The 19,963-nt window shown below is 63.3% G+C and carries 21 protein-coding genes; 8 read left to right on the forward strand and 13 right to left on the reverse strand.

Annotated elements, in window-relative coordinates:
- Positions 1 to 5: 5 nt before the first annotated feature.
- Both fabB and fabA read right to left on the reverse strand, forming a co-directional pair.
- Positions 6 to 1,223: a beta-ketoacyl-ACP synthase I gene (gene fabB / locus E2A64_RS02550; RefSeq protein ID WP_133282865.1), complete on the reverse strand. Its 1,218-nt coding sequence runs from the start codon at positions 1,221 to 1,223 to the stop codon at positions 6 to 8.
- Between the two features lie 93 nt (positions 1,224 to 1,316).
- Positions 1,317 to 1,835 (reverse strand): 3-hydroxyacyl-[acyl-carrier-protein] dehydratase FabA, encoded by a 519-nt coding sequence (gene fabA, locus E2A64_RS02555; protein ID WP_133282866.1) that lies wholly within the window; start codon positions 1,833 to 1,835, stop codon positions 1,317 to 1,319.
- A 264-nt stretch (positions 1,836 to 2,099) separates the two neighbouring features.
- On the opposite strand from fabA, the gene irrA reads away from it, so the two are divergent.
- Positions 2,100 to 2,519 carry an iron response transcriptional regulator IrrA gene (gene irrA, locus E2A64_RS02560; protein WP_280177519.1) on the forward strand — a complete coding sequence of 140 codons (420 nt, stop codon included), beginning with the start codon at positions 2,100 to 2,102 and terminating at the stop codon, positions 2,517 to 2,519.
- 76 nt (positions 2,520 to 2,595) lie between these two features.
- Here irrA and E2A64_RS02565 read toward each other — a convergent pair whose 3' ends face one another.
- Positions 2,596 to 3,144: an SH3 domain-containing protein gene (locus tag E2A64_RS02565; protein WP_133282867.1), complete on the reverse strand. Its 549-nt coding sequence runs from the start codon at positions 3,142 to 3,144 to the stop codon at positions 2,596 to 2,598.
- 281 nt (positions 3,145 to 3,425) lie between these two features.
- Here E2A64_RS02565 and E2A64_RS02570 point away from each other — a divergent pair, with 281 nt between their 5' ends.
- Positions 3,426 to 4,430, forward strand: a complete 1,005-nt coding sequence (locus E2A64_RS02570; RefSeq protein WP_133282868.1) for a 2-hydroxyacid dehydrogenase — start codon at positions 3,426 to 3,428, stop codon at positions 4,428 to 4,430.
- A 15-nt stretch (positions 4,431 to 4,445) separates the two neighbouring features.
- Here the strand turns inward: E2A64_RS02570 and E2A64_RS18010 are convergent, their stop codons facing one another.
- The 4 genes from E2A64_RS18010 to dnaN form a co-directional block, all read right to left on the reverse strand.
- Positions 4,446 to 5,108 carry a DUF930 domain-containing protein gene (locus tag E2A64_RS18010; RefSeq protein WP_244598122.1) on the reverse strand — a complete coding sequence of 221 codons (663 nt, stop codon included), beginning with the start codon at positions 5,106 to 5,108 and terminating at the stop codon, positions 4,446 to 4,448.
- Between the two features lie 65 nt (positions 5,109 to 5,173).
- Positions 5,174 to 5,935, reverse strand: coding sequence for a molybdopterin-synthase adenylyltransferase MoeB (gene moeB, locus E2A64_RS02580; RefSeq protein ID WP_133282869.1), 762 nt, complete (start codon positions 5,933 to 5,935; stop codon positions 5,174 to 5,176).
- An 80-nt stretch (positions 5,936 to 6,015) separates the two neighbouring features.
- A complete protein-coding gene (recF, locus tag E2A64_RS02585; RefSeq protein WP_133282870.1) occupies positions 6,016 to 7,143 on the reverse strand; it encodes a DNA replication/repair protein RecF in 1,128 nt (375 codons plus the stop codon).
- A gap of 37 nt (positions 7,144 to 7,180) precedes the next feature.
- Complete coding sequence (dnaN, locus tag E2A64_RS02590; RefSeq protein WP_133282871.1) at positions 7,181 to 8,299, reverse strand: DNA polymerase III subunit beta; 1,119 nt, start codon at positions 8,297 to 8,299, stop codon at positions 7,181 to 7,183.
- On the opposite strand from dnaN, the gene E2A64_RS17780 reads away from it, so the two are divergent.
- Complete coding sequence (locus E2A64_RS17780; protein WP_158285664.1) at positions 8,298 to 8,462, forward strand: hypothetical protein; 165 nt, start codon at positions 8,298 to 8,300, stop codon at positions 8,460 to 8,462. The two genes, dnaN and E2A64_RS17780, sit on opposite strands and share 2 nt — an antisense overlap.
- A 54-nt stretch (positions 8,463 to 8,516) precedes the next feature.
- Here E2A64_RS17780 and dnaA read toward each other — a convergent pair whose 3' ends face one another.
- From dnaA to mutM, 4 genes are all read right to left on the reverse strand, one after another.
- Positions 8,517 to 9,965 carry a chromosomal replication initiator protein DnaA gene (gene dnaA / locus E2A64_RS02595; RefSeq protein WP_244598219.1) on the reverse strand — a complete coding sequence of 483 codons (1,449 nt, stop codon included), beginning with the start codon at positions 9,963 to 9,965 and terminating at the stop codon, positions 8,517 to 8,519.
- Positions 9,966 to 10,925: 960 nt separating this feature from the next.
- On the reverse strand, positions 10,926 to 11,192 hold the full coding sequence (gene rpsT / locus E2A64_RS02600) for a 30S ribosomal protein S20 (protein ID WP_133282872.1): 267 nt from the start codon (positions 11,190 to 11,192) through the stop codon (positions 10,926 to 10,928).
- A 213-nt stretch (positions 11,193 to 11,405) separates the two neighbouring features.
- Entirely contained in the window at positions 11,406 to 12,179 is a 774-nt protein-coding gene (locus E2A64_RS02605; RefSeq protein ID WP_133282873.1) for an enoyl-CoA hydratase, read from the reverse strand.
- Between the two features lie 45 nt (positions 12,180 to 12,224).
- The gene (gene mutM, locus E2A64_RS02610; RefSeq protein ID WP_133282874.1) at positions 12,225 to 13,118 is read right to left on the reverse strand and encodes a bifunctional DNA-formamidopyrimidine glycosylase/DNA-(apurinic or apyrimidinic site) lyase; all 894 of its coding nucleotides are present in this window, start codon (positions 13,116 to 13,118) and stop codon (positions 12,225 to 12,227) included.
- 198 nt (positions 13,119 to 13,316) lie between these two features.
- On the opposite strand from mutM, the gene ubiE reads away from it, so the two are divergent.
- From ubiE to coaBC, 4 genes are all read left to right on the forward strand, one after another.
- Positions 13,317 to 14,093 carry a bifunctional demethylmenaquinone methyltransferase/2-methoxy-6-polyprenyl-1,4-benzoquinol methylase UbiE gene (gene ubiE, locus E2A64_RS02615; RefSeq protein WP_133282875.1) on the forward strand — a complete coding sequence of 259 codons (777 nt, stop codon included), beginning with the start codon at positions 13,317 to 13,319 and terminating at the stop codon, positions 14,091 to 14,093.
- A gap of 1 nt (position 14,094) precedes the next feature.
- Entirely contained in the window at positions 14,095 to 15,669 is a 1,575-nt protein-coding gene (ubiB, locus tag E2A64_RS02620) for a 2-polyprenylphenol 6-hydroxylase (RefSeq protein ID WP_133282876.1), read from the forward strand.
- 213 nt (positions 15,670 to 15,882) lie between these two features.
- Positions 15,883 to 16,317 carry an FKBP-type peptidyl-prolyl cis-trans isomerase gene (locus E2A64_RS02625; RefSeq protein ID WP_133282877.1) on the forward strand — a complete coding sequence of 145 codons (435 nt, stop codon included), beginning with the start codon at positions 15,883 to 15,885 and terminating at the stop codon, positions 16,315 to 16,317.
- Positions 16,318 to 16,467: 150 nt separating this feature from the next.
- Positions 16,468 to 17,676: a bifunctional phosphopantothenoylcysteine decarboxylase/phosphopantothenate--cysteine ligase CoaBC gene (coaBC, locus tag E2A64_RS02630; protein ID WP_133282878.1), complete on the forward strand. Its 1,209-nt coding sequence runs from the start codon at positions 16,468 to 16,470 to the stop codon at positions 17,674 to 17,676.
- Here the strand turns inward: coaBC and E2A64_RS02635 are convergent, their stop codons facing one another.
- Both E2A64_RS02635 and E2A64_RS02640 read right to left on the reverse strand, forming a co-directional pair.
- Entirely contained in the window at positions 17,677 to 18,486 is an 810-nt protein-coding gene (locus tag E2A64_RS02635; protein ID WP_133282879.1) for a class II glutamine amidotransferase, read from the reverse strand. It abuts the gene before it with no gap.
- Between the two features lie 121 nt (positions 18,487 to 18,607).
- Entirely contained in the window at positions 18,608 to 18,805 is a 198-nt protein-coding gene (locus E2A64_RS02640; RefSeq protein WP_133282880.1) for a hypothetical protein, read from the reverse strand.
- A gap of 212 nt (positions 18,806 to 19,017) precedes the next feature.
- Here E2A64_RS02640 and E2A64_RS02645 point away from each other — a divergent pair, with 212 nt between their 5' ends.
- Positions 19,018 to 19,929: a pirin family protein gene (locus tag E2A64_RS02645; RefSeq protein ID WP_133282881.1), complete on the forward strand. Its 912-nt coding sequence runs from the start codon at positions 19,018 to 19,020 to the stop codon at positions 19,927 to 19,929.
- Positions 19,930 to 19,963: the final 34 nt, after the last annotated feature.

Raw genomic sequence — 19,963 nt, forward strand, 5'->3', positions numbered from 1 at the left:
TCGCCTTACCCCGCGTAACGCTGGAATGCCAAGGTGGCGTTTGTGCCGCCGAAGCCGAACGAGTTCGACAGGGCGATGTCGAACGGCTTGTCCAACCGTTCCCGGACGATGGGCACGCCAGCGAATTCGGGATCGAGTTCGGTGATATGCGCGCTCTCGCCGATGAAGTTGTTGGCCATCATCAGCAGCGTGTAGATCGTTTCCTGCGCACCGGCAGCACCCAGCGAATGGCCGGTAAGCGACTTGGTGGAGGTCACGTAGGGCATGTCGTCACCGAAGACTTCGCGCATGGCGGAGATTTCCCGGCTGTCGCCGACTTCCGTCGCGGTGCCGTGGGCGTTGACGTAATCGACGCGGCCTTCGACATTGGCCAGGGCTTGCTTCATGCAGCGGATCGCGCCTTCGCCCGACGGCTGAACCATGTCGTAGCCGTCCGAGGTGGCGCCGTAGCCCACGAGTTCGGCGTAGATCTTCGCGCCGCGCGCCTTGGCATGCTCCAGTTCCTCGAGAACCAGAACCGCGGCACCGCCGGCGATGACGAAGCCGTCGCGGGTCGCGTCATAGGCACGGCTGGCCGTTGCAGGCGTATCGTTGTGCTTGGAGGACATGGCGCCCATGGCGTCGAAAAGGTTGGACATCGTCCAGTCGAGGTCCTCGTGGCCGCCAGCGAACATCACGTCCTGCTTGCCCCACTGGATCATTTCCGCCGCATTGCCGATGCAGTGCGCCGAGGTCGAGCAGGCCGACGAGATCGAATAGTTCACGCCGTGAATCTTGAACCATGTCGCAAGCGTGGCCGATGCTGTCGAGGACATCGCCTTGGGCACGGCGAACGGGCCGATGCGCTTCGGGCTGTTGTTCTTCAGCGTGGTTTCGGCCGCCTCGATGATGGTGCGGGTGGACGGACCGCCCGAACCCATGATGATGCCGGTGCGCTCGTTGGTGATGTCACCTTCCTCGAGCCCGGAATCGGCGATCGCCTGTTCCATGGCGACATGGTTCCACGCGCCGGCGGTCGACAGGAACCGCATGGCGCGGCGATCGACCAGGTCCTTCGGATCGAGGGTGGGTTTGCCCCACACCTGGCTGCGGAAACCGTGCTCGGCGAAATCCTCGGAGAAGCTGATGCCGGATTTTGCATCGCGCAGCGATTGCGTCACTTCGTCGGTATTGTTGCCGATGGAGGATACGATCCCCATCCCTGTCACGACGACTCGTCTCATGTCATTGCCCTTTCAGACCGGATGAACCCGGCGTCCTCCGCCCCGCCTCGAATAGTCAAACCTGCGGGAACATGCGGCTTGGGACTGCCGGCCTTATCCTTCGCTTTTTTCCTTGAACAGGCCGACGCGAAGGTCGTTTGCGGTGAATACCGTCTCGCCGTCCGCCTTGACCCAGCCATTCGCGATGCCGAGCACCAGCCGGCCGCGCATGACGCGTTTGAAATCGATCCCGAACTCGACAAGCGTCGTGGCCGGGGTGACCTGGCCTGTGAACTTCACTTCGCCGGTGGAAAGGGCGCGGCCCTTGCCGGGCTCGCCGAGCCAGCCGAGGAAGAAGCCCGTGAGCTGCCAGAGTGCGTCGAGGCCCAGGCAGCCCGGCATCACCGGATCACCTTTGAAGTGGCAGGGGAAGAACCAGAGATCGGGCGTGATGTCGAACTCGGCCCGTGCATATCCCTTGCCGAATTCGCCGCCTTCCTCAGAGATCTCGGGGATGCGGTGGATCATCAGCATCGGCGGCAGCGGCAGCTGGGCATTGCCCGGGCCGAACATCTCGCCACGGCCGCATGTCAGGATTTCCTCGTAGGAATAGCTGGACTTCTGTTCGGTCATCTAATGCGCGTCTCCTCTTCGGCCGTCTGTTGTCGCGGCCCTGTCGGTTGGTTGGCCGGAGGCTACCACATCGCCGCCGGGTTCAAAACCTGACCTATCGGAAACCCGCATAAAGGATGATCGTGGCAAGTGAAAGGGGCAGATGCCACGAAACTGTCGCTAACGGTGTGTACCCAAGCCTCTATTGAAAGAGCGGCTCGCGACAGATATATACTTGATGTGGAACGCACCGGAAGACGGCCCCAGAAGGGGCAATTGGAGCCGATGAACACATATCAGGACATGATCGATCCCGCGGCACGGCTGCGCGACGCGGGCCTTCGCCCGACGCGGCAGCGCGTCGCCTTGGCCGATTTGCTGTTCGCCAAGGGCGACCGGCACCTGACGGCCGAGGAACTCCACGAGGAAGCGGTATTTGCAGGCGTGGGCTGCTCGCTCGCGACAGTCTACAACACGCTCCACCAGTTCACCGATGCCGGGCTCCTGCGCGTGCTGTCGCTGGAAACAGCGAAAACCTATTTCGACACCAATATTTCCGACCATCACCATTTCGTGGTGGACGGCTCGACGGAAGTGTTCGATGTGCCCGATGGTTCGATCACCGTCGGCAACCTGCCTGTCCCGCCGGAAGGCATGGAAATCTCCCATGTCGACGTGGTGATCCGTCTGCGGCCCAAGCGCTGATTTTCCACCATCACGAACGAAGACGGCGGCTCGAGGACCTCGCGCCGCCGCATCTGTCTTCAGGCAGGGTTTGAACTCAGTCCTTGAAGGCTTCACCCGGATAGGCGCCCCAGATCTCGTTCTGCGCGATCCAGCCTGTCACGCCGCTGGCCTCCGCCTCGCACCAGTCGCCATTGCACTCGATCATCGTCACGATCACGCCGGGCTCGAGTTCGGCGACGACGTTGGAATTCGCGCGTCTCTCTCGGTGCATCTTGATGAAATTGTCGGAACCCGATGCGCGTTTCCACGGAGCGGCGATGCCTGTACGCCTGCCGGAGAGCAGCGACTGGTAGATCCAGCCCTCGGTGCCGTCCGCGTCACGCACCCGGCGCCAGTTGTCGTATTCCTGGATGATTTCCATGGGCACGCCGGAGCGGGTGTACATCCACGACACGGCGTAGTCGCGACCGGGGCCGATCCGCAGATTGACCTTCTCCGCCTTGATCGAGACGAAGCGCGGAAGCGGCAGACCGCTGGCACCGCGTCCCGCGTTCTGGGCATTGGCAGCACCTGCTGCAGGCAGGCACACGCTCGCCACGACCAGGACTGCGGCCATGGCTTTGGAAGGGAAAAGGCGACGCATTACCTACAACCTTTTTTCGGTGCGCTCGAAGGGAGCGCTGTTCCTTCACCGCGCCTGTCGCAACGTGCCGGGAATGCTCGAACTCAGCGTCCCGGTCGGCCGTATCGCAGGCGGTGGCATGCGGTTTGCATGGGTAAGGCCATGCTTACGCTACAGGCTTTCGCTAAGCCCTTGGTCCGGTTTTCGTTGTCAACGCCGGAGGGTCTGTTAGAAGATGCCTGTCATTGGAGATGATAATTGCCGAACAAGGTTAAGGACCTCTCAACGCCGGACCGAAAGACATGACCTCGAAGAAAAAAACAAAAGTATTCGTGACCCGGCGTCTGCCCGATCAGGTGGAGACGCGCATGTGCGAATTGTTCGAGGCGCGGCTCAATATCGAGGACACGCCGTGCACCCAGCCCGAGCTGGTGGCGGCAATGCGCGAGTTCGACGTGATCGTGCCGACGGTGACCGACAGGATCAACGCCGCGCTGATCGAGCAGGCGGGTCCGCAACTGAAGCTGATCGCCAATTTCGGCAACGGCGTCGACAATATCGATATCGAGGCGGCACAGAAGAAGGGCATCGCCGTCACCAACACGCCGAACGTGTTGTCCGAGGATACCGCCGACATGACCATGGCGCTGATCCTCTCCGTTCCGCGCCGGCTCGCCGAGGGCGCTGCCGTGCTGGCGGAGGATGCCACGGCCTGGAAGGGCTGGTCGCCCACCTGGATGCTTGGCCACCGCCTCGGTGGCAAGCGGCTGGGCATCGTCGGAATGGGGCGCATCGGCACCGCCGTTGCGCGCCGCGCCAAGGCGTTCGGCCTGTCGATCCATTACCATAATCGCCGCAAGGTCGATCCCGCCACCGAGAACGAGCTGGAGGCGACTTACTGGGAAAGCCTCGACCAGATGCTGGCCCGCGTCGATATCGTCTCCGTGCATTGCCCGTCGACGCCCGGAACCTTCCATCTTCTCTCCGCCCGCCGCCTGGCGCTGATGAAGCCCGGCGCCTATATCGTCAATACCGCCCGCGGCGGCATCATCGACGAGGATGCGCTGATACAGGCGTTGCAGGAAGGCAAGCTTTCCGGTGCCGGCCTGGATGTCTTCGAGCACGAGCCCGCCGTCGACAAGCGCCTGCGCAAACTCGCCGAGCAGCACCGCGTCGTGCTCCTGCCGCATATGGGGTCGGCCACGATCGAGGGCCGCATCGACATGGGCGACAAGGTCATCATCAATATCCGGACGTTCTTCGACGGTCACCGGCCGCCGGACCGGGTCATCCCGGGCCGCCTCTAGGCCCGCGATCGCGCCCTAGTCATCGTCGCGGCCTTCGGGCAGGGAATGGCTCGCCCACTCCGCCCGGGGGATCGGTTCGCCAACCTTGAAGCTGAACGCGGCGACGTCTGCATGCTCGCGTCCCAGGCCGCACTCGAAGGAGATCGCATACCATTCCGCCTTGCTGTGAAAGGCGCCGCCGCGGGCGATCAGCCTGTCGCCGGCGATCTTCAGTTCGGACATGGCATAGGCGACCAGCATGTCCGGCCGGTACTCCGTCTTCCATGCCGCCACCTGTGCCATCGCCTCGGTCGCGCAGAGCTGGATCATCCGCTCGTCGTCGGAGAGCCCGGCGAGCTTGCGCACCGCGTCCGCGCTGCGCGGATCGTCGAGCACCGAAGCCGACAGCATTTTCTCGGGCGTGATCATGTCCGGTACAACAGCGGACGCCGGCCGCTTGGCCTGCGCCGGCGTCGAAAGGACGGGCGCAGGGCTCTTCGATTCCGTGACGGGCGGTTCGGCTGGCGGAAGAGGTGTGGGCGCGACGATGCGGATATCGACCACTCGCTCGGCCGGCAGGTTCAGCCGCATCGGCGAAGCCGTGAGGAGCACCACCAGCAGCAAGGTCGCGTGCAGGGCAAGCGAGGCCGGAACGCCGTAACTTGGCTGTGTGCGGGATGTGAGATTGTACGGCGCCATGCCGGTCCCCCGAGGCGAGGTCACCAGACACCCGGTGAATGCGGCGATTTCGGGGTCCCGGACCGTCAGGCCTGGGCCTTTCGCCGATAGCGGATCGTGTCGAAGCGCGCCTCCAGGCCGTCATAGAGAAGAAGACGGCCGATCAGCGGCGTGCCCGCGCCGGTAATCATCTTGATCACTTCCATGGCCTGCAGCGTACCGATAACCCCCGTCAGTGCGCCGACGACGCCGGCCTCGGCGCAGGAGGGCACCGCGCCGGCAGGAGGGGCTTGCGGAAAAAGATCGGTCAGCCGCGGGTTCGGGTTGCCGTCCGCATCCGCGAGGTGCGGGGCGAGTACCGTGACCGACCCGTCAAAGCGCCCGACGGCAGCCATGACCATCGGGATCTCGCAGCGCTCGGCGCCAAGGGCGAGGACTTCGCGCGTTTCGAAACTGTCCGAGCCATCGACCACCAGATCGTAGCCGGTCATCAGGTCGAGTGCATTTGCCTGGGTGATCCGCTCCTCGTGGCAGACGACACGGACATGGGGATTGATCCGCCTGATGGCGCGCGCGGCGCTTTTCGTCTTGGTTTCGCCTACCGCATCGTTATCGTGGACGATCTGCCGCTGCAGGTTGGAAAGGCTCACCGTGTCGTCGTCGGCGATCCCGATCAGCCCCACGCCGGCGGCCGCCAGGTAGGCGAGAACCGGGGAGCCGAGTCCGCCCGCCCCGATGACCAGAACACGCGCGGCCTTCAGCCTTGCCTGCCCCGGTCCACCGATTTCCCTGAGAACGATATGGCGCGCATAGCGTTCGATCTCTTCGCCTGTCAGCGGCTCCGTCATGGATGAAATCCGTCCTGGCTGCGTGGTTGGTCGAAGGCGAGAAGACGCCCCGTGCCTGCGGCTGTCAATGACGGCCGCGCTCAGGACGCCGGCGCGAGACTGCCTTCGGAGACATGAAAGACCTGTGCCCTCCCGCCGAGCGCTTCGAAGAGGGACTGATCGGTTCCGGTCATGAAGGCCTGTCCGCCAAGATCGTCGACCAGATCGAAGAGGGCTGCGCGGCGGCCTTCGTCGAGATGTGCGGCGATCTCGTCGAGCAGCATCAGCGGCGGGTGTCCCGCCATGTCGCGCACCAGCCGCGCATGGGCGAGAATGAGCCCGATCATCAGCGCCTTCTGCTCGCCGGTGGAGCACAGGCCCGCGGCGATGTTCTTGGCCTTGTGGGTGACCGCGAGATCCATCCGGTGGGGACCTTCGAGCGTGCGTCCGGCCGCCTGGTCGCGGTAACGCCCCGCGCGCAGGGCCTGGGCGTAGCGCTCTTCCGCATCGGTCGCGTCACCGGTATCCGACATGATCTCGAAGCCCTCCAGGGCGAGAAGCGCCACCGGGAAAGTTGCCGGGTCGGGGCGGTCGGCGACGAGTGCGGCGAGAAGCCCCACCACCTCGCGGCGGGCGGCGAAAATGGCGGCCCCCAATTCGGCCATCTGGCTTTCGAGGCCATCGAGCCAGACCGGTTCGTTGCGTCCGTCGGACAGGATGCGGTTGCGGCTGCGCATGGCGCGCTCGAAGTCGACCGCGCGCTTGCCGTGACCCGGATCGACCGACAGGACCAGCCGGTCGAGAAAACGCCGCCGGTCACCGGCGGGCCCGGTGAACAGCCCGTCCATCGACGGCGTGAGCCAGAGAACGCGCGCATGGTCGAGCAGTTCGTCGGCGGATCGCGCCGGAGCGCCATTGATCCGGACCTTGCGGCCGCCTTCGTCGGCTTGCGAGAAGCCGGTGCCGATTTCGACCGGACCTTCCATGCCGTCTAGCTCGGTGAATATCGCGAAACGCTGAGGCTCGCCGGCCTTGATCAGGTCGCCATAGGCAGCCCTGCGCATGCCGCGGCCGGGCGACAGAAGCGAGAGCGCTTCCATGAGGTTGGTCTTCCCCGCCCCGTTATTGCCGGTCAGCACGACATGGCGCGGCGCGAATTCGATATCGGCGCGCGCATAGTTCCGAAAGTCGGTGAGTTTCAGCCGGGTTACGTACATCGTCCGCTCCAGCCCGGCATCGTCAGTGCGAAATGCTGGCCCGCCAGGCCTACACCCGCATCGGCATCAGCACGTAGAGCGCGTCGTCACCGGCACTGTCGCGCACGAGAGTCGGCGAACCGGGATCGGCCAGCATGAACACGGCCTCCGAACCCGAGAGCTGATTGGTGATGTCGAGGAGGTATTTGGCGTTGAAGCCGATTTCCAGCGGATCGGCATCGTAGCCGACGGCCAGTTCCTCGGTCGCGCTGCCGGAATCGGGATTGTTGACCGTCAGCGTCAGCTGACCGGCATCGAGCGCGAGCTTTACCGCGCGGCCGCGTTCGGACGAAATGGTCGAGACGCGATCGACGGCCTTGGCAAAGGTTTCGCAATCGACCGTCAGTTCCTTGTCGTTGCCGCTCGGGATGACGCGCTGGTAGTCCGGGAAGGTGCCGTCGATCAGTTTCGAGGTCAGCACCACGCTGCCGATCGTCAGGCGGATCTTGGCTTCGGACACCTCGACGGTGACCACGACGTCCGGATCGTCGAGCAGCTTCTGCATCTCGCCGACCGTCTTGCGCGGCACGATGATGCCCGGCATGCCTTCGCAGCCCGAAGGCGCCTCGATGTCCGCGCGGGCGAGGCGGTGGCCGTCGGTGGCGACCGCGCGCAGCTTGAGCCCGCCGTCACCCTCGATGGCATGCATGAAGATGCCGTTGAGATAGTAGCGGGTCTCTTCGGTCGAGATGGCGAACTGGGTGCGGTCGATCAGCATCTTCAGGTCGTTCGACGCGATGCGGAACGTGTGCGTGAAGGCGCCGGCGGTCAGGTCCGGGAAGTCGGCTTCCGGCAGGCACTGCAGCGAGAATTTCGAACGGCCGGCGGTAACCGTCATCGAATTGCCGTCCGGATTCGTGGTCAGCGCCACTTCCGAGCCGTCGGACAGCTTGCGGACGATCTCGTAGAGAAGATGCGCCGGCACGGTCGTCGAACCGGCCTGCTCCACCATCGCCGCCGTCGCCTCGGTGATCTCCAGGTCGAGGTCGGTCGCCTTCATTTCCAGCGACGCGCCGTCGGCCTTCAGCAACACGTTCGAAAGGATCGGAATGGTGTTCCTGCGCTCGACCACGCGATGGACGTGATTGAGGGACTTCAGAAGATTGGAACGCTCGAGGGTGACACGCATGATCCTGATTACCGCTTTCTTGACCCGCACTTGCCGCGCGGTTCTGTCTGCTGGATTGGCCGGGGTGCCCGGCATGTATCGACACGGGCAGCGAGTGCTGGCCGGGGACGGCAAAATGGCAGATATGCAGGTGGAATTGCAAGAGAAACCGGCCACGACATGACTGCCATGGCCGGGTTTCTGGGGAAAAATCTCCCGGTCGGCGCCGGGCGCGATTCTATTCGAGAATAAGCCGCTTCAGAAGCTCGACCTCATGGCCGAGTTTGGTGTCGTTGCTGATCAGATCCTCGATCTTGCGCACCGCATGAAGAACCGTGGTGTGGTCGCGTCCGCCGAAGCGGCGACCGATCTCGGGAAACGAGCGCGGTGTCATGGTCTTGGCCAGATACATGGCGATCTGGCGCGGCTTGACGATGACGCGGGTGCGCCGGTTCGAGACCAGTTCCTGCTTGGACACGTTGTAGTGCCGCGACACCACCCGCTGGATGTCCTCTATACGCACGCGCTTGGGTTCGCCGGAGCCGACGAGGTGCCCGAGCAGTTCGTCGACGCGATCGACAGACAGGTTCGGCTCGAAGCTGCGACGGAACAGGAGCTGGTTGAACGCGCCTTCCAGCTCGCGGCCGCTCGAGGTGATCATGCGGGCGACATGCTGCAGGATCTCGTCGTCGATCTCGAAGGTCGCGTCGTCGGCCTGGGCCTCGGCGGTCTTCTGGCGCAGCATGCCGAGACGCATGTCGTAGTCCGGGGCCTCGATCTCGATGGCGACGCCGCCCTGAAGGCGCGAGCGAACGCGCGGATCGAGCGATTCCAGTTCCCACGGCGCGCGGTCGGCCGCGACCACCACCTGGCGGGCCGAATCGAGCAGCATGTTCAGCAGATGGCAGAACTCGTGCTGGATCGACTTGCCCTGGAGGAACTGCATGTCGTCGATCACCAGAAGGTCGATCGAGCGCAGGCTTTCCTTGAACGACAGCGCATCATTGTCGCGCAGCGCGGTGGCAAAGCGCCACATGAAATATTCGGCGGTCAGATAGACGACGCGCGGATTGCGCGCATGCTGGCTCGCGGCGGAGGCGATCGCCTGCAAGAGGTGGGTCTTGCCCAGGCCCACGCTCGAATGGATGAAGAGCGGGTTGAAGCGCACGGCGCCGGTGCCTGCTTCGGCGATCGTCTTGGCGGCGGCGAGCGCCACGCGGTTCGATGCCCCTTCGACGAAGGTGTCGAAGGTGAAGCGGTTGTCGAGCGGCGAGCCGATGACCGGATTGTTGGCAGCTATCGGGCGGGACGGCGAGGAGACATGGGCCGAGATGCCGCGGATCGAGGCCGGTTCCTTGCGGATCGTGGACGAGGCGGCGGGTTTGATTGCCGAGTCCTGGGCGTCGATATCGTTTGCCGGGCGCGCTGTCGGGCGGGTCGCCGAGCGGACGGTGATCTCGACCTTCAGGATGTTGGAATCTTCTTCCTGAAAAAGCGCCGTGATCTGGTCGAGATACTTGTTGTTGATCCAGGACTTCAGGAATGCCGTCGGGACGGAGAGACGCACGACGCTCTTCGACATCGCCTGCATCTTGAGCCGCCCGAACCAGCTCGTGAAGACTTCCTGCCCGACCTGGGCTTTCAGTTTCGCCTGAACCTTGGTGAAGATCTCGTTCTGATTGGTCATTTCCGCCCCAGTCGTCAACTGCTGTGCCCCCTGTGCAGCTGCAGTCCCGACTTTCGCCTTCATGGCTGTGTCGTTGTCGTTCTGGTGCGTCGCCGGTCTAGCATGCATCATGCCGCTCCCCTGAATCGATGTTTTGGACCGCAATCGCGGCTAAGTTCTGTCCAAAGACACTCTGCCCGCCCCTGGGCGAAGAATGTCCACTAGTAGTCTTCTTATCGTGCGACCTTGATCGATCTGCACATTGTTGTGGAATCCTGTCCCTTGGGATTCCGAAGTGGCTCTCGCCACTCTATCGTCCAGCCTCACCTCTCATTCTGCGCTTTCGCGCAAATGAATCCCGGTTGCGTCACACATGCTCACCGCGCCGAATGACGGCCCGGTTGTTCAGGCACAGCTTCGCCACACGCAGACACGCCTGCGTTGCAGAAAGTTGCTTGCAACTGAGTATGTGCAGCCATCGGCTACACCCGAAGAGCTAGGTAGGATGTCCGGGTTTTATCCCCCGAAAATTCGGTCTGGGAGTACTGTCTCCCGCGCCCTTCGTTGATCGTTTTTAGGCAGGTTGGGATGGGTGAATCAAGCGCGAAAATTGACTCTTTTTTAGCCTCCGGTGCTTGACTCCCGATGGCTCTTAAGCAGCGTCCGAAGGACTAAGTGAGCAGTTGCTTGGATTCATTGGCGTTTCCACTTGGTCGCCGGTCACTGCCACCAAATATCCTTAAAATTTTAAAAAAGGTTAATGTGAGCCTAACGCCTTGCTAAATTTTATGACGGGGTGCCTGCAAGCACCCCACCTCGCGCAAGCCATTGATTTTAAATGGAAATAATTGCGATTGCGCCCAATGGGCGGGCGGTTTTATGTATCAATAATTCAACGAATGTGACAAGTAGTTGACAATACGACGCAAAAAAGGCCCGGACGATGCCGGGCCTTTCGAAACTCAAAACTGTCTGATGATATCAGGCGCTGAGCGCCTTCACGCGCTGGGCCAGACGGGACACCTTCCGCGATGCGGTATTGAAGTGAAGGACGCCCTTGCCGGCGGCTCGCATCAGCTCGGGCTGGGCGGCGCGCAGAGCGGCCGATGCCGCTGCCTGGTCGCCGCTCGAAATGGCTTCCTCGACCTTGCGGACGAAATTGCGGACCCGCGAACGGCGAGCCTTGTTGACTGCGGTGCGGCGGGCGATCTTGCGGGTCGCTTTTTTCGCCGAAGTTGTATTGGCCATTTATGCCTCTCGGTTATCACTAGCGCCTGGCGACTGCCCGAACACCACCCTCGCGGCGGTTCCATCTAGCTTTGTCGTAAGGCGAACTGGTTCTTGACGGCGTGACCGGCCATCAACGGATTGCGGGCGTATACCGGCAATTGCTCTTTCCGTCAACGCGAAATTGGGCCTTTCCGGTCGATGAGGCGGCGCTTTCTTCGCCGCGCGGCATCCTCACCGGTGCTTGAAGCCGGCTTTCCGCTTTTCGACGAAAGCGGTCATGCCTTCTTTCTGGTCTTCGGTGGCGAAAAGCGAGTGGAACAGCCGCCGCTCGAAGCGCAGACCCTCGTCGAGCGGGACCTCGAACGAACGGTTGACCGATTCCTTGGCCATCATCACGGCAGGCAGCGAGAAGTTGGCAATCTTCTCGGCAGCGCCGATTGCCGTTTCGAGCAGCTCGTCGGCCGGGACGACGCGTGACACGAGGCCCGAACGCTCCGCTTCCTCCGCATCCATCATCCGGCCCGTGAGGCACAGGTCCATGGCTTTCGCCTTGCCGACCGCCCGGGTAAGGCGCTGGCTCCCGCCCATGCCGGGAATGACGCCGAGCGTGATTTCCGGCTGGCCGAACTTGGCATTGTCAGCGGCGATGATGAAGTCGCACATCATGGCCAGTTCGCATCCGCCGCCGAGAGCATAGCCGGCAACGGCGGCCACCGTCGGCTTGCGCGCGTATGCCACCTCGTTCCAGCGGGCGAAGAAATCGGACATGAACACGTCCATGTAGGTCTGGTCCTGCATCTCCTTGATATCGGCGCCGGCGGCGAAAGCCTTTTCCGATCCGGTGATCACGATCGCGCCGATCTTCTCGTCGGCGGAATATTTCGCCACCGCGTCGCAGACCTCGTTCATCAGTTCGCTGTTGAGCGCATTGAGAGCCTCCGGACGATTGAGCGTCAGGATGGCGACGCGGCCCCTTGTTTCGGTCTTCAGCGGTTTGGATGCCATGAGATTCCCTTTTCTCCCTGGAGGGCGGAAATGAAAGTGCCCGCCTCAGCCGGTCTGGCATCGGGGACAGTAGAAGGTCGACCGTCCGCTCTGGACGATGCGGGAGACAGTACCGTTGCAGCCCTCGCGCCTGCAAGCTTCTCCCTCCCGGTCGTAGACCGAGAAACGATGCTGGAAGTAACCGAGCGTTCCATCCGCCTGTATATGGTCCCTCAGCGACGAACCTCCAGCCTCTATAGCCTCGGAAATCACGTCCCTGATCGCGGGGACCAGCCGCTCGAGCCCCGCGCGGGGAGCGCCACCCTTGGTCACGAGCAGGCCCGCGTGACGCCTGGGAGAAAGTCCCGTGCGCCACATCGCTTCGCAGACATAGATGTTGCCGAGGCCCGCGATGATGGACTGGTCCAGAAGGGCGGCCTTGAGCGGCGCCTTCTTGCCGCGGAATTTTTCAGCCAGATAGGGGGCCGACAACAGGTTTCCGACGGGCTCGACACCGAGCGCGGAAAACCAGGGATGGTGTTCGATCTGCCCGCTTGCGATCAGGTCCATGTAACCGAAGCGGCGCGGATCGTTATATAGAACGCGCGCGAGACCCGACGGGCCGTCCAGCTCGAAGATCACATGGTCATGGATGCTCTCCTTGCCGCGCGGCATGTGGAAGACGCCGGGGATGTCCGCGTCCGCGTCCGCCTCGATGCGGAAGGAACCGGACATGCCGAGATGGCAGACCAGCGTTTCGCCGCGGTCGATTTCGACAAGCAGATATTTCGCCCGCCGTCCCAGGCGCTTGATCGTCGCCCCCTCGAGCCGGGCGACGAAATTCTCCGGGAAGGCAAAGCGCAGATCCGGGCGGCGCTGGGTGACGGACATGATCCGCGCACCTTCCATGACGGGCGCCAGTCCGCGTCGGACCGTTTCGACCTCGGGAAGTTCGGGCAAGGGGGGCTCCGTTCGAAAGTGTCTCTGTCTATGGTCATGCCGCATGGGCTGGCCTATAAGGCCCGCGCGCTTTGCCGCATGGCGCAGTCAGGCGGTTAGATAGCGCGCCGGAAGGACTTTCGCTATGGTCCGCCCGGATGGCTGGTCGCCGCGGCTGCCGGTCATATGTATGTAGTCGAGTTACAGGAACAGGATCCCATGTCGAAGAACCGCGCCACAGCCGATGGGGGAATGGCCACGTCCTACGGATTTTCCTCGGTTGGCGAGGGAGAGAAGCAGGGACTGGTCAATGATGTCTTTCACAAGGTGGCCAAGCGGTACGACATCATGAACGACGTGATGTCGGGCGGCATGCACCGGGTCTGGAAAGACGCGATGATCTCGGTTCTCAACCCGCCGAAGACGCCCGGCTGGCGGTTCATCGACGTGGCGGGCGGAACCGGCGACATCGCCTTCCGCATTGTCGAAGCCTCCAGGAAGGAAGCGCTCGGTACGGTTCTCGACATCAACGGCTCGATGCTGGGTGTCGGCCAGGAGCGTGCTGAGAAGCGCGGACTGGCGTCCCACCTCGAATTCGTCGAGGCCAATGCCGAGGAGTTGCCCTTCGAGGACAAGAGTTTCGACGCCTACACGATTGCTTTCGGCATTCGCAACGTCCCGGATATCGACAAGGCGCTGCGCGAGGCCCATCGCGTTCTCAAGCGCGGCGGACGGTTCCTCTGCCTTGAATTTTCCGAGGTCCAGATGCCGGTGCTCGACAAGCTGTACGAGGCTTGGTCGTTCAACGGTATCCCGAAGATGGGGCAGGCGATCGCTGGCGACGGCGAACCCTACCGCTATCTCGTCGAATCGATCCGCAAGTTCCCGCGCCAGGCGGATTTTGCCGCCATGATCGAGCGCGCCGGCTTCTCCCGCGTCAACTGGACCAATTACACGGGCGGCGTGGCTGCCCTCCATTCCGGCTGGAAACTCTGACGTGCATTCTCCCTCGACCTATCTGCGCCTGATCGGCGCCGGTTATGTTCTCGTGCGCGAGGGCGTGGTCTCCATGCTGCCGCCCGAGGAACTGCCGCCGGCCATGCGCTTCATCCAGAAGCTTGCCCGGCCGTTCGCGCGCCGCAAGGCGATGAATGCCGACCGCTCGGACCGTCTTGCCCGCGCGGTGGAACGTCTCGGCCCGTCCTGGGTCAAGCTCGGCCAGTTTCTGGCAACCCGCCCCGACGTGGTGGGGGCGGAAATTGCGGCCGATCTGTCCATGCTGCAGGACCGGATGGCGATGTTCCCGGAGGCCGAGGCCCGCAAGGAGATCGAGGATTCGCTGGGCCGTCCCATCGCCGATCTCTTCACCCGCTTCGATCCTCCGATCGCCGCCGCGTCCATAGCCCAGGTCCATCCCGCCGAAGTGAAGACCGAGACCGGCACGAAGAAGGTTGCCGTCAAGGTGATCCGCCCCGGTGTGCGCAAGCGCTTCCGCAAGGATCTCGATACCTTCTATCTCGTGGCCGAGATGCAGGAACGCTATGTGCCCGCCACCCGGCGCCTGCGCCCCATCGAGATCACCCGCACCCTCGAGCAGACCACCAAGGTGGAAATGGACCTCCGCCTGGAGGCCGCCGCTCTTTCCGAAATGGCGGAGAATACTGCCGACGATCCGGGTTTCCGCGTGCCGCTGGTCGACTGGGAACGCACCGGCCGCGACTGTGTGACGATGGAATGGATCGACGGCGTCAAGATGAGCGATGTGGAGGGGCTTCGCGCCGCCGGCCACGATCTCGACCATCTTGCCGAAACGCTGATCCAGTCCTTCCTGCGCCACACGCTGCGCGACGGCTTCTTCCACGCCGACATGCACCAGGGCAATCTCTTCGTCGATCCGGCGGGTACCATCGTCGCCGTCGACATGGGCATCGTCTCGCGTCTCGGGAAGAAGGAACGTCGTTTCCTGGCCGAGATCCTTTATGGCTTCATCACCCGCGACTATCGCCGCGTCGCCGACGTCCATTTCCAGGCAGGCTATGTGCCGGCCGAGCACGACCCGGCGAGCTTCGCCCAGGCGATCCGCGCCATCGGCGAGCCGATCCACGGCCAGTCGGCGGAGACCATCTCCATGGCGCGCCTGCTGACGCTTCTCTTTGAAGTCACCGAGCTCTTCGACATGCAGACCCGGCCCGAGCTGATCATGCTGCAGAAGACCATGGTCGTCGTCGAGGGCGTTGCCCGCACGCTCGATCCGCGCTTCAACATGTGGAAGGCCGCCGAGCCGGTGGTCGGCAGCTGGATCCGCGACAATCTCGGTCCCAAGCGTCTGCTGGTCGATTTCCGCGACGGGCTGGAGGCGGCCGTCCGTCTGGGCGAACAGCTGCCGCAGCTGGCCGCGCGCACGGAGAAATTCGCCGACGAGATCGATTCCATGGCCGAGCACGGCCTGCGCTTCGATGCCGCGACCGCCGAAGCCATAGGCAGGGCGGAAGCCCGCCACTCCCGCTCGGGACGCATCGCCTTGTGGGTGATCGCGCTGGCGCTGGTGGCGATCGTGGTCCGGCTTTATTGACCGTTTCACCCGGATTTCACGCCGGAAACGGCCCAAATTTGCATTTTCCGGTCATTTCCGTCAGGCTTGGTGTGCTGCCTGAAGGCAGTGTTCGCCGATCGCGCCCGTGAGCAGCGATCACGACAAACGCCCCGTGGCTGGCCTCTGATCGTGCCGGCCCATCTGCGCGAGATGCGCATCCGGGGGCATTGAAACCAGCATTGGGAAACATTCATGACGGAAGCCAAGACCGGAGATACGGTCCGCATCAACTATGTCGGCAAGCTGCCCGACGGAAACCAGTTCGACAGTTCGGAAGGCCGTGAGCCGCTCGAGTTTCAGCTCGGTTCCGGCCAGATCATCGGTGGGCTCGACCGTGGTGTGCAGGGCATGAAGGTCGGCGACAAGCAGACCGTCACAGTGCCGGCCGACGAAGCCTATGGCCCTCATGACGAGGCCAAGGTGCAGAAGGTGCCCCGCAACCAGATCCCCGCCGAGATCGACCTTCAGCCGGGCATGCAGCTTCAGGCGCGTACCCCGCAGGGCCCGATTTCGCTGACCGTCGTCGCCTTCGACGACAACGAGGTCACCATCGACGCCAACCATCCGCTGGCCGGCCAGGACCTCATCTTCGACGTCGAGCTCGTCGAAATCGTCAAGGCAGCCTGAGGGTTACGGGGTTGAAAAATCGGACGCCCGGCAGTCCCGGACCCGTTTCGTGCGAGCGCATGGCGGGGCCCGTCTGCCGGGCGTCTTCTTTCCGGGCGGAATTGCCGCTATAGACGGGCCTGATAGTTTCAATCCGGGTGCGGTGGTTTCATGAGTCTCGCCGGCAAGCGTATTCTTCTCGTCATTTCGGGCGGCATTGCCGCCTACAAGTCGCTCGACCTCATTCGCCGTCTACGCGAGCGAGGCGCTTCGGTGCGCGCGGTGATGACGTCGGGAGCGCGTGAATTCATCACGCCGCTCTCCGTCGGGGCACTGACCGCCGACAAGGTGTTCACCGATCTGTTCGATCGCGAGGACGAGCAGGACGTCGGCCATATCCGGCTGGCGCGCGACTGCGATCTGGTGCTGGTCGCTCCCGCAACCGCCGATCTGATGGCGAAGATGGCGACCGGACAGGCCAATGATCTGGCAACTGCCGTGCTTCTCGCCACCAACAAGCCGGTTCTCCTGGCGCCTGCGATGAACCCGGCCATGTGGAGCCATCCCGCAACACGCCGGAATGTCGGCACCTTGAGGGCGGACGGCCTGTCCTTCGTCGGACCGGAAACCGGCGAAATGGCTGAGCGTGGCGAGGCGGGCGAGGGTCGCATGTCCGAGCCGCTCGCCATCGTCGCGGCCGTCGAAACCATGCTGGCGGGCGAAGGCGACAAGCCGCTCGCCGGAAAGACGGCGATTGTCACCTCCGGCCCGACGCACGAGCCGATAGATCCGGTGCGCTACATTGCCAACCGCTCCTCGGGCCGACAGGGCCATGCAATCGCCGCAGCGCTCGCTCGACTTGGGGCGGATGTCACCCTCGTCTCCGGGCCGGTGACGATCCCCGATCCGGTTGGGGTCAAGACGCTGCATGTCGAGCGCGCCACTGAAATGCTCGATGCCGTGACGGCCGCGCTTCCCGCCGACATCGCGGTGATGGTCGCAGCCGTCGCCGACTGGCGCGTGGCCAGATCATCGGACGACAAGATCAAGAAGAAGGCGGGCGAGGGGCCTCCCGCGCTGGAACTCGCAGAGAATCCGGACATCCTCAGGACGGTCGGCCATCACGAGAAGCGGCCGAAACTGGTGGTCGGCTTTGCCGCCGAAACCGCCGACGTGATCGACAATGCCCGCGCCAAGCTCAAGCGCAAGGGGGCGGACATGATCGTTGCCAATGATGTATCGCCTGCCACCGGTATCATGGGCGGAACCCGCAACACGGTCCGTATCGTCTCGGCCGGTGGGGTGGAAGACTGGCCCGACATGGGCAAGGACGAGGTGGCCGAAAGGCTCGCGCGCCTGATCGCCGGGACGATCGCCTGATCAGGCCGGTTCCGAAAGCCTGACTGGTTCCGGGCTCACCGGCTCGAACGCTCTGACCGACAGACCGCCATCCGTGACAGTCACGAAGCTGCCGGCCGGAATTTCCTGCCATTTGGCAGCCGTGTCCTCGAAGGGCTCGGAAACCAGGCAGTGGCCGTTGCCGCCGTACATGGGAGCGGAATAGAGCGTCGGCGCATGGCTGTCGGTCGAATAGCGGATCGCGTACAGCCTCTCGCCGTCAGACAATGCGGCGGTGAACCGGACGAGTGTCGCAAGGCCCTCGGCCTCTGCCGTTGTAAGCACGAAGCGGATCATCTCTGCCAGGGCGCCTTCCGGTTCCTCGTCGAGCCCGAATTCCAGGGCCAGCAGAAACATCAGCTCGGAATCCGTCGTGCCGCGTCTGCAGGCATAATGCCTGTCGGACAGGGCGCTTTCGAGCTTGCGTCGGATGCGGTCGAAACCGGCCACCTGACCATTATGCATGAACGACCAGCGGCCATGGGCGAAGGGATGGCAGTTGTCGCGGCTGGTGGCGCCGCCGGTCGAAGCGCGCACATGGGCGAGAAACAGCGGCGAACGGATCTGCCGGGCAAGCGATCGCAGATTGCAGTCGGACCAGGCAGGCAGGATGTCGCGGTAGAGACCGGGCTCCGCATGGTCGCCATACCAGGCGATGCCGAACCCGTCGCCGTTGGTGGCGGTCTTGGCCTGGGAGGCGCAGTGCGACTGATCGATCAGCGAATGGCCGGGTGCGGATACGATCTGTTCGAGCGGGATCGGAATACCCCGATAGGCAGCCCAGCGACACATGTGTCTTCACTCATCTCCGGTATTTAATCGGATGATGATATTGCGCGGCGCTTGCTCAAATGTAAACGGCCCGGGATTCCGGGGCGCAAGGGCCGGGCAAGCTTGAGATCCGCGCCGGCTTTCAGCCTTCTTTCTCGACCCGTGCCTTCGCCGCTTTGATCTCCGCGGCCTGGTGTTCGACCTCGTCGGCGCTCGTCTCGTTCCTGGTCGCAAAGCGCTTGAGTTCGTAGCCCATGTCGTTCAGCCGATCGAGTTTCTCGCTCCTGGTGGCATTCGGGTCATGGATGATGGCGTCGGTCGAAAGCGTTTCGTTGGACATCGGAGCCTCCTTCGCTGGCTCAGGGAACAACGCCCGCTCGCCTCACCCGTTCCCCGCCACTGTTACCCGCGGTCCCTGCGCTGCATTGCAATTGCTTGCGTGAACAGTCCGTTTCATTGTTCCCTCTTATAAGACAGTCGCCTGGTCGCTACATTGGAGCCAACAAAAGGGCCGCCCATCCGAGAACCCGCGAGGCGGCCGAGGAGAGACCAATGTCCATCAGACCAGTAAAGCATGAATCGCTTGCCCAGCCGCATCTCGAAGGTGCGGGAGTGCATCTGCGCCGGGCTTTCGGTTTCGGCGATCCGTCGCTGACAGACCCCTTCCTGATGTTCGACGACTTCCGCAACGAACGTGAGGAAGACTATATCCGCGGCTTCCCGTGGCATCCGCATCGCGGCATCGAGACGATCACCTATGTTCTCGCAGGCACGGTCGAACACGGCGATAGCCTGGGGAACCGGGGAACGCTTGGCGCCGGGGACGTGCAGTGGATGACTGCCGGCTCGGGCATCATGCACCAGGAAATGCCCAATGGTGACGCCAATGGCCGCATGCACGGTTTCCAGCTCTGGGCCAATCTGCCCTCGTCGCTCAAGATGACCGCGCCGCGCTACCAGGACATCAAGGCCCCCGACATTCCGGTCGAGGTCGATGATGACGGGACCGTCGCACGCATCGTGTCGGGCGAGTTCTGGGGCAAGAAGGGCCCGGTCGACGGTATTGCCGCAGAGCCGAGCTATGTCGATATCTCGGTGCCGCCGAACCGGAAGAAGACCTTCAAGATCGACACCTACCGGTCGGCCTTCGCCTATATCTTCGCCGGGTCCGGCACCTTCCGCGATGCGTCCAAACCCTTCGGCGTTCTTGTCGAGAAGGAAGTCAACGGCGAGGAGATCCAGATCCGCGACATGTCCGGCGACCGCACGCTGGTGGTCTTCGACAGTGGCGACGAGGTGACCGTGCAGGCCGGTGAGGAAGGCATCCGCTTTCTTCTCGTCTCCGGCCGTCCGATCCAGGAGCCTGTCGCCTGGCACGGCCCGATCGTCATGAACACGCGCGAGGAACTGGTTCAGGCCGTCAACGAACTCAGGAACGGCACCTTCATCAAGGCCAGCGCCTGATCAAACCGGTGAACTGAGAACTGACCGGCCGCAT

It is taken from the genome of Pseudohoeflea suaedae (genome assembly GCF_004354915.1).
In the GTDB taxonomy this organism is placed as follows: domain Bacteria; phylum Pseudomonadota; class Alphaproteobacteria; order Rhizobiales; family Rhizobiaceae; genus Pseudohoeflea; species Pseudohoeflea suaedae.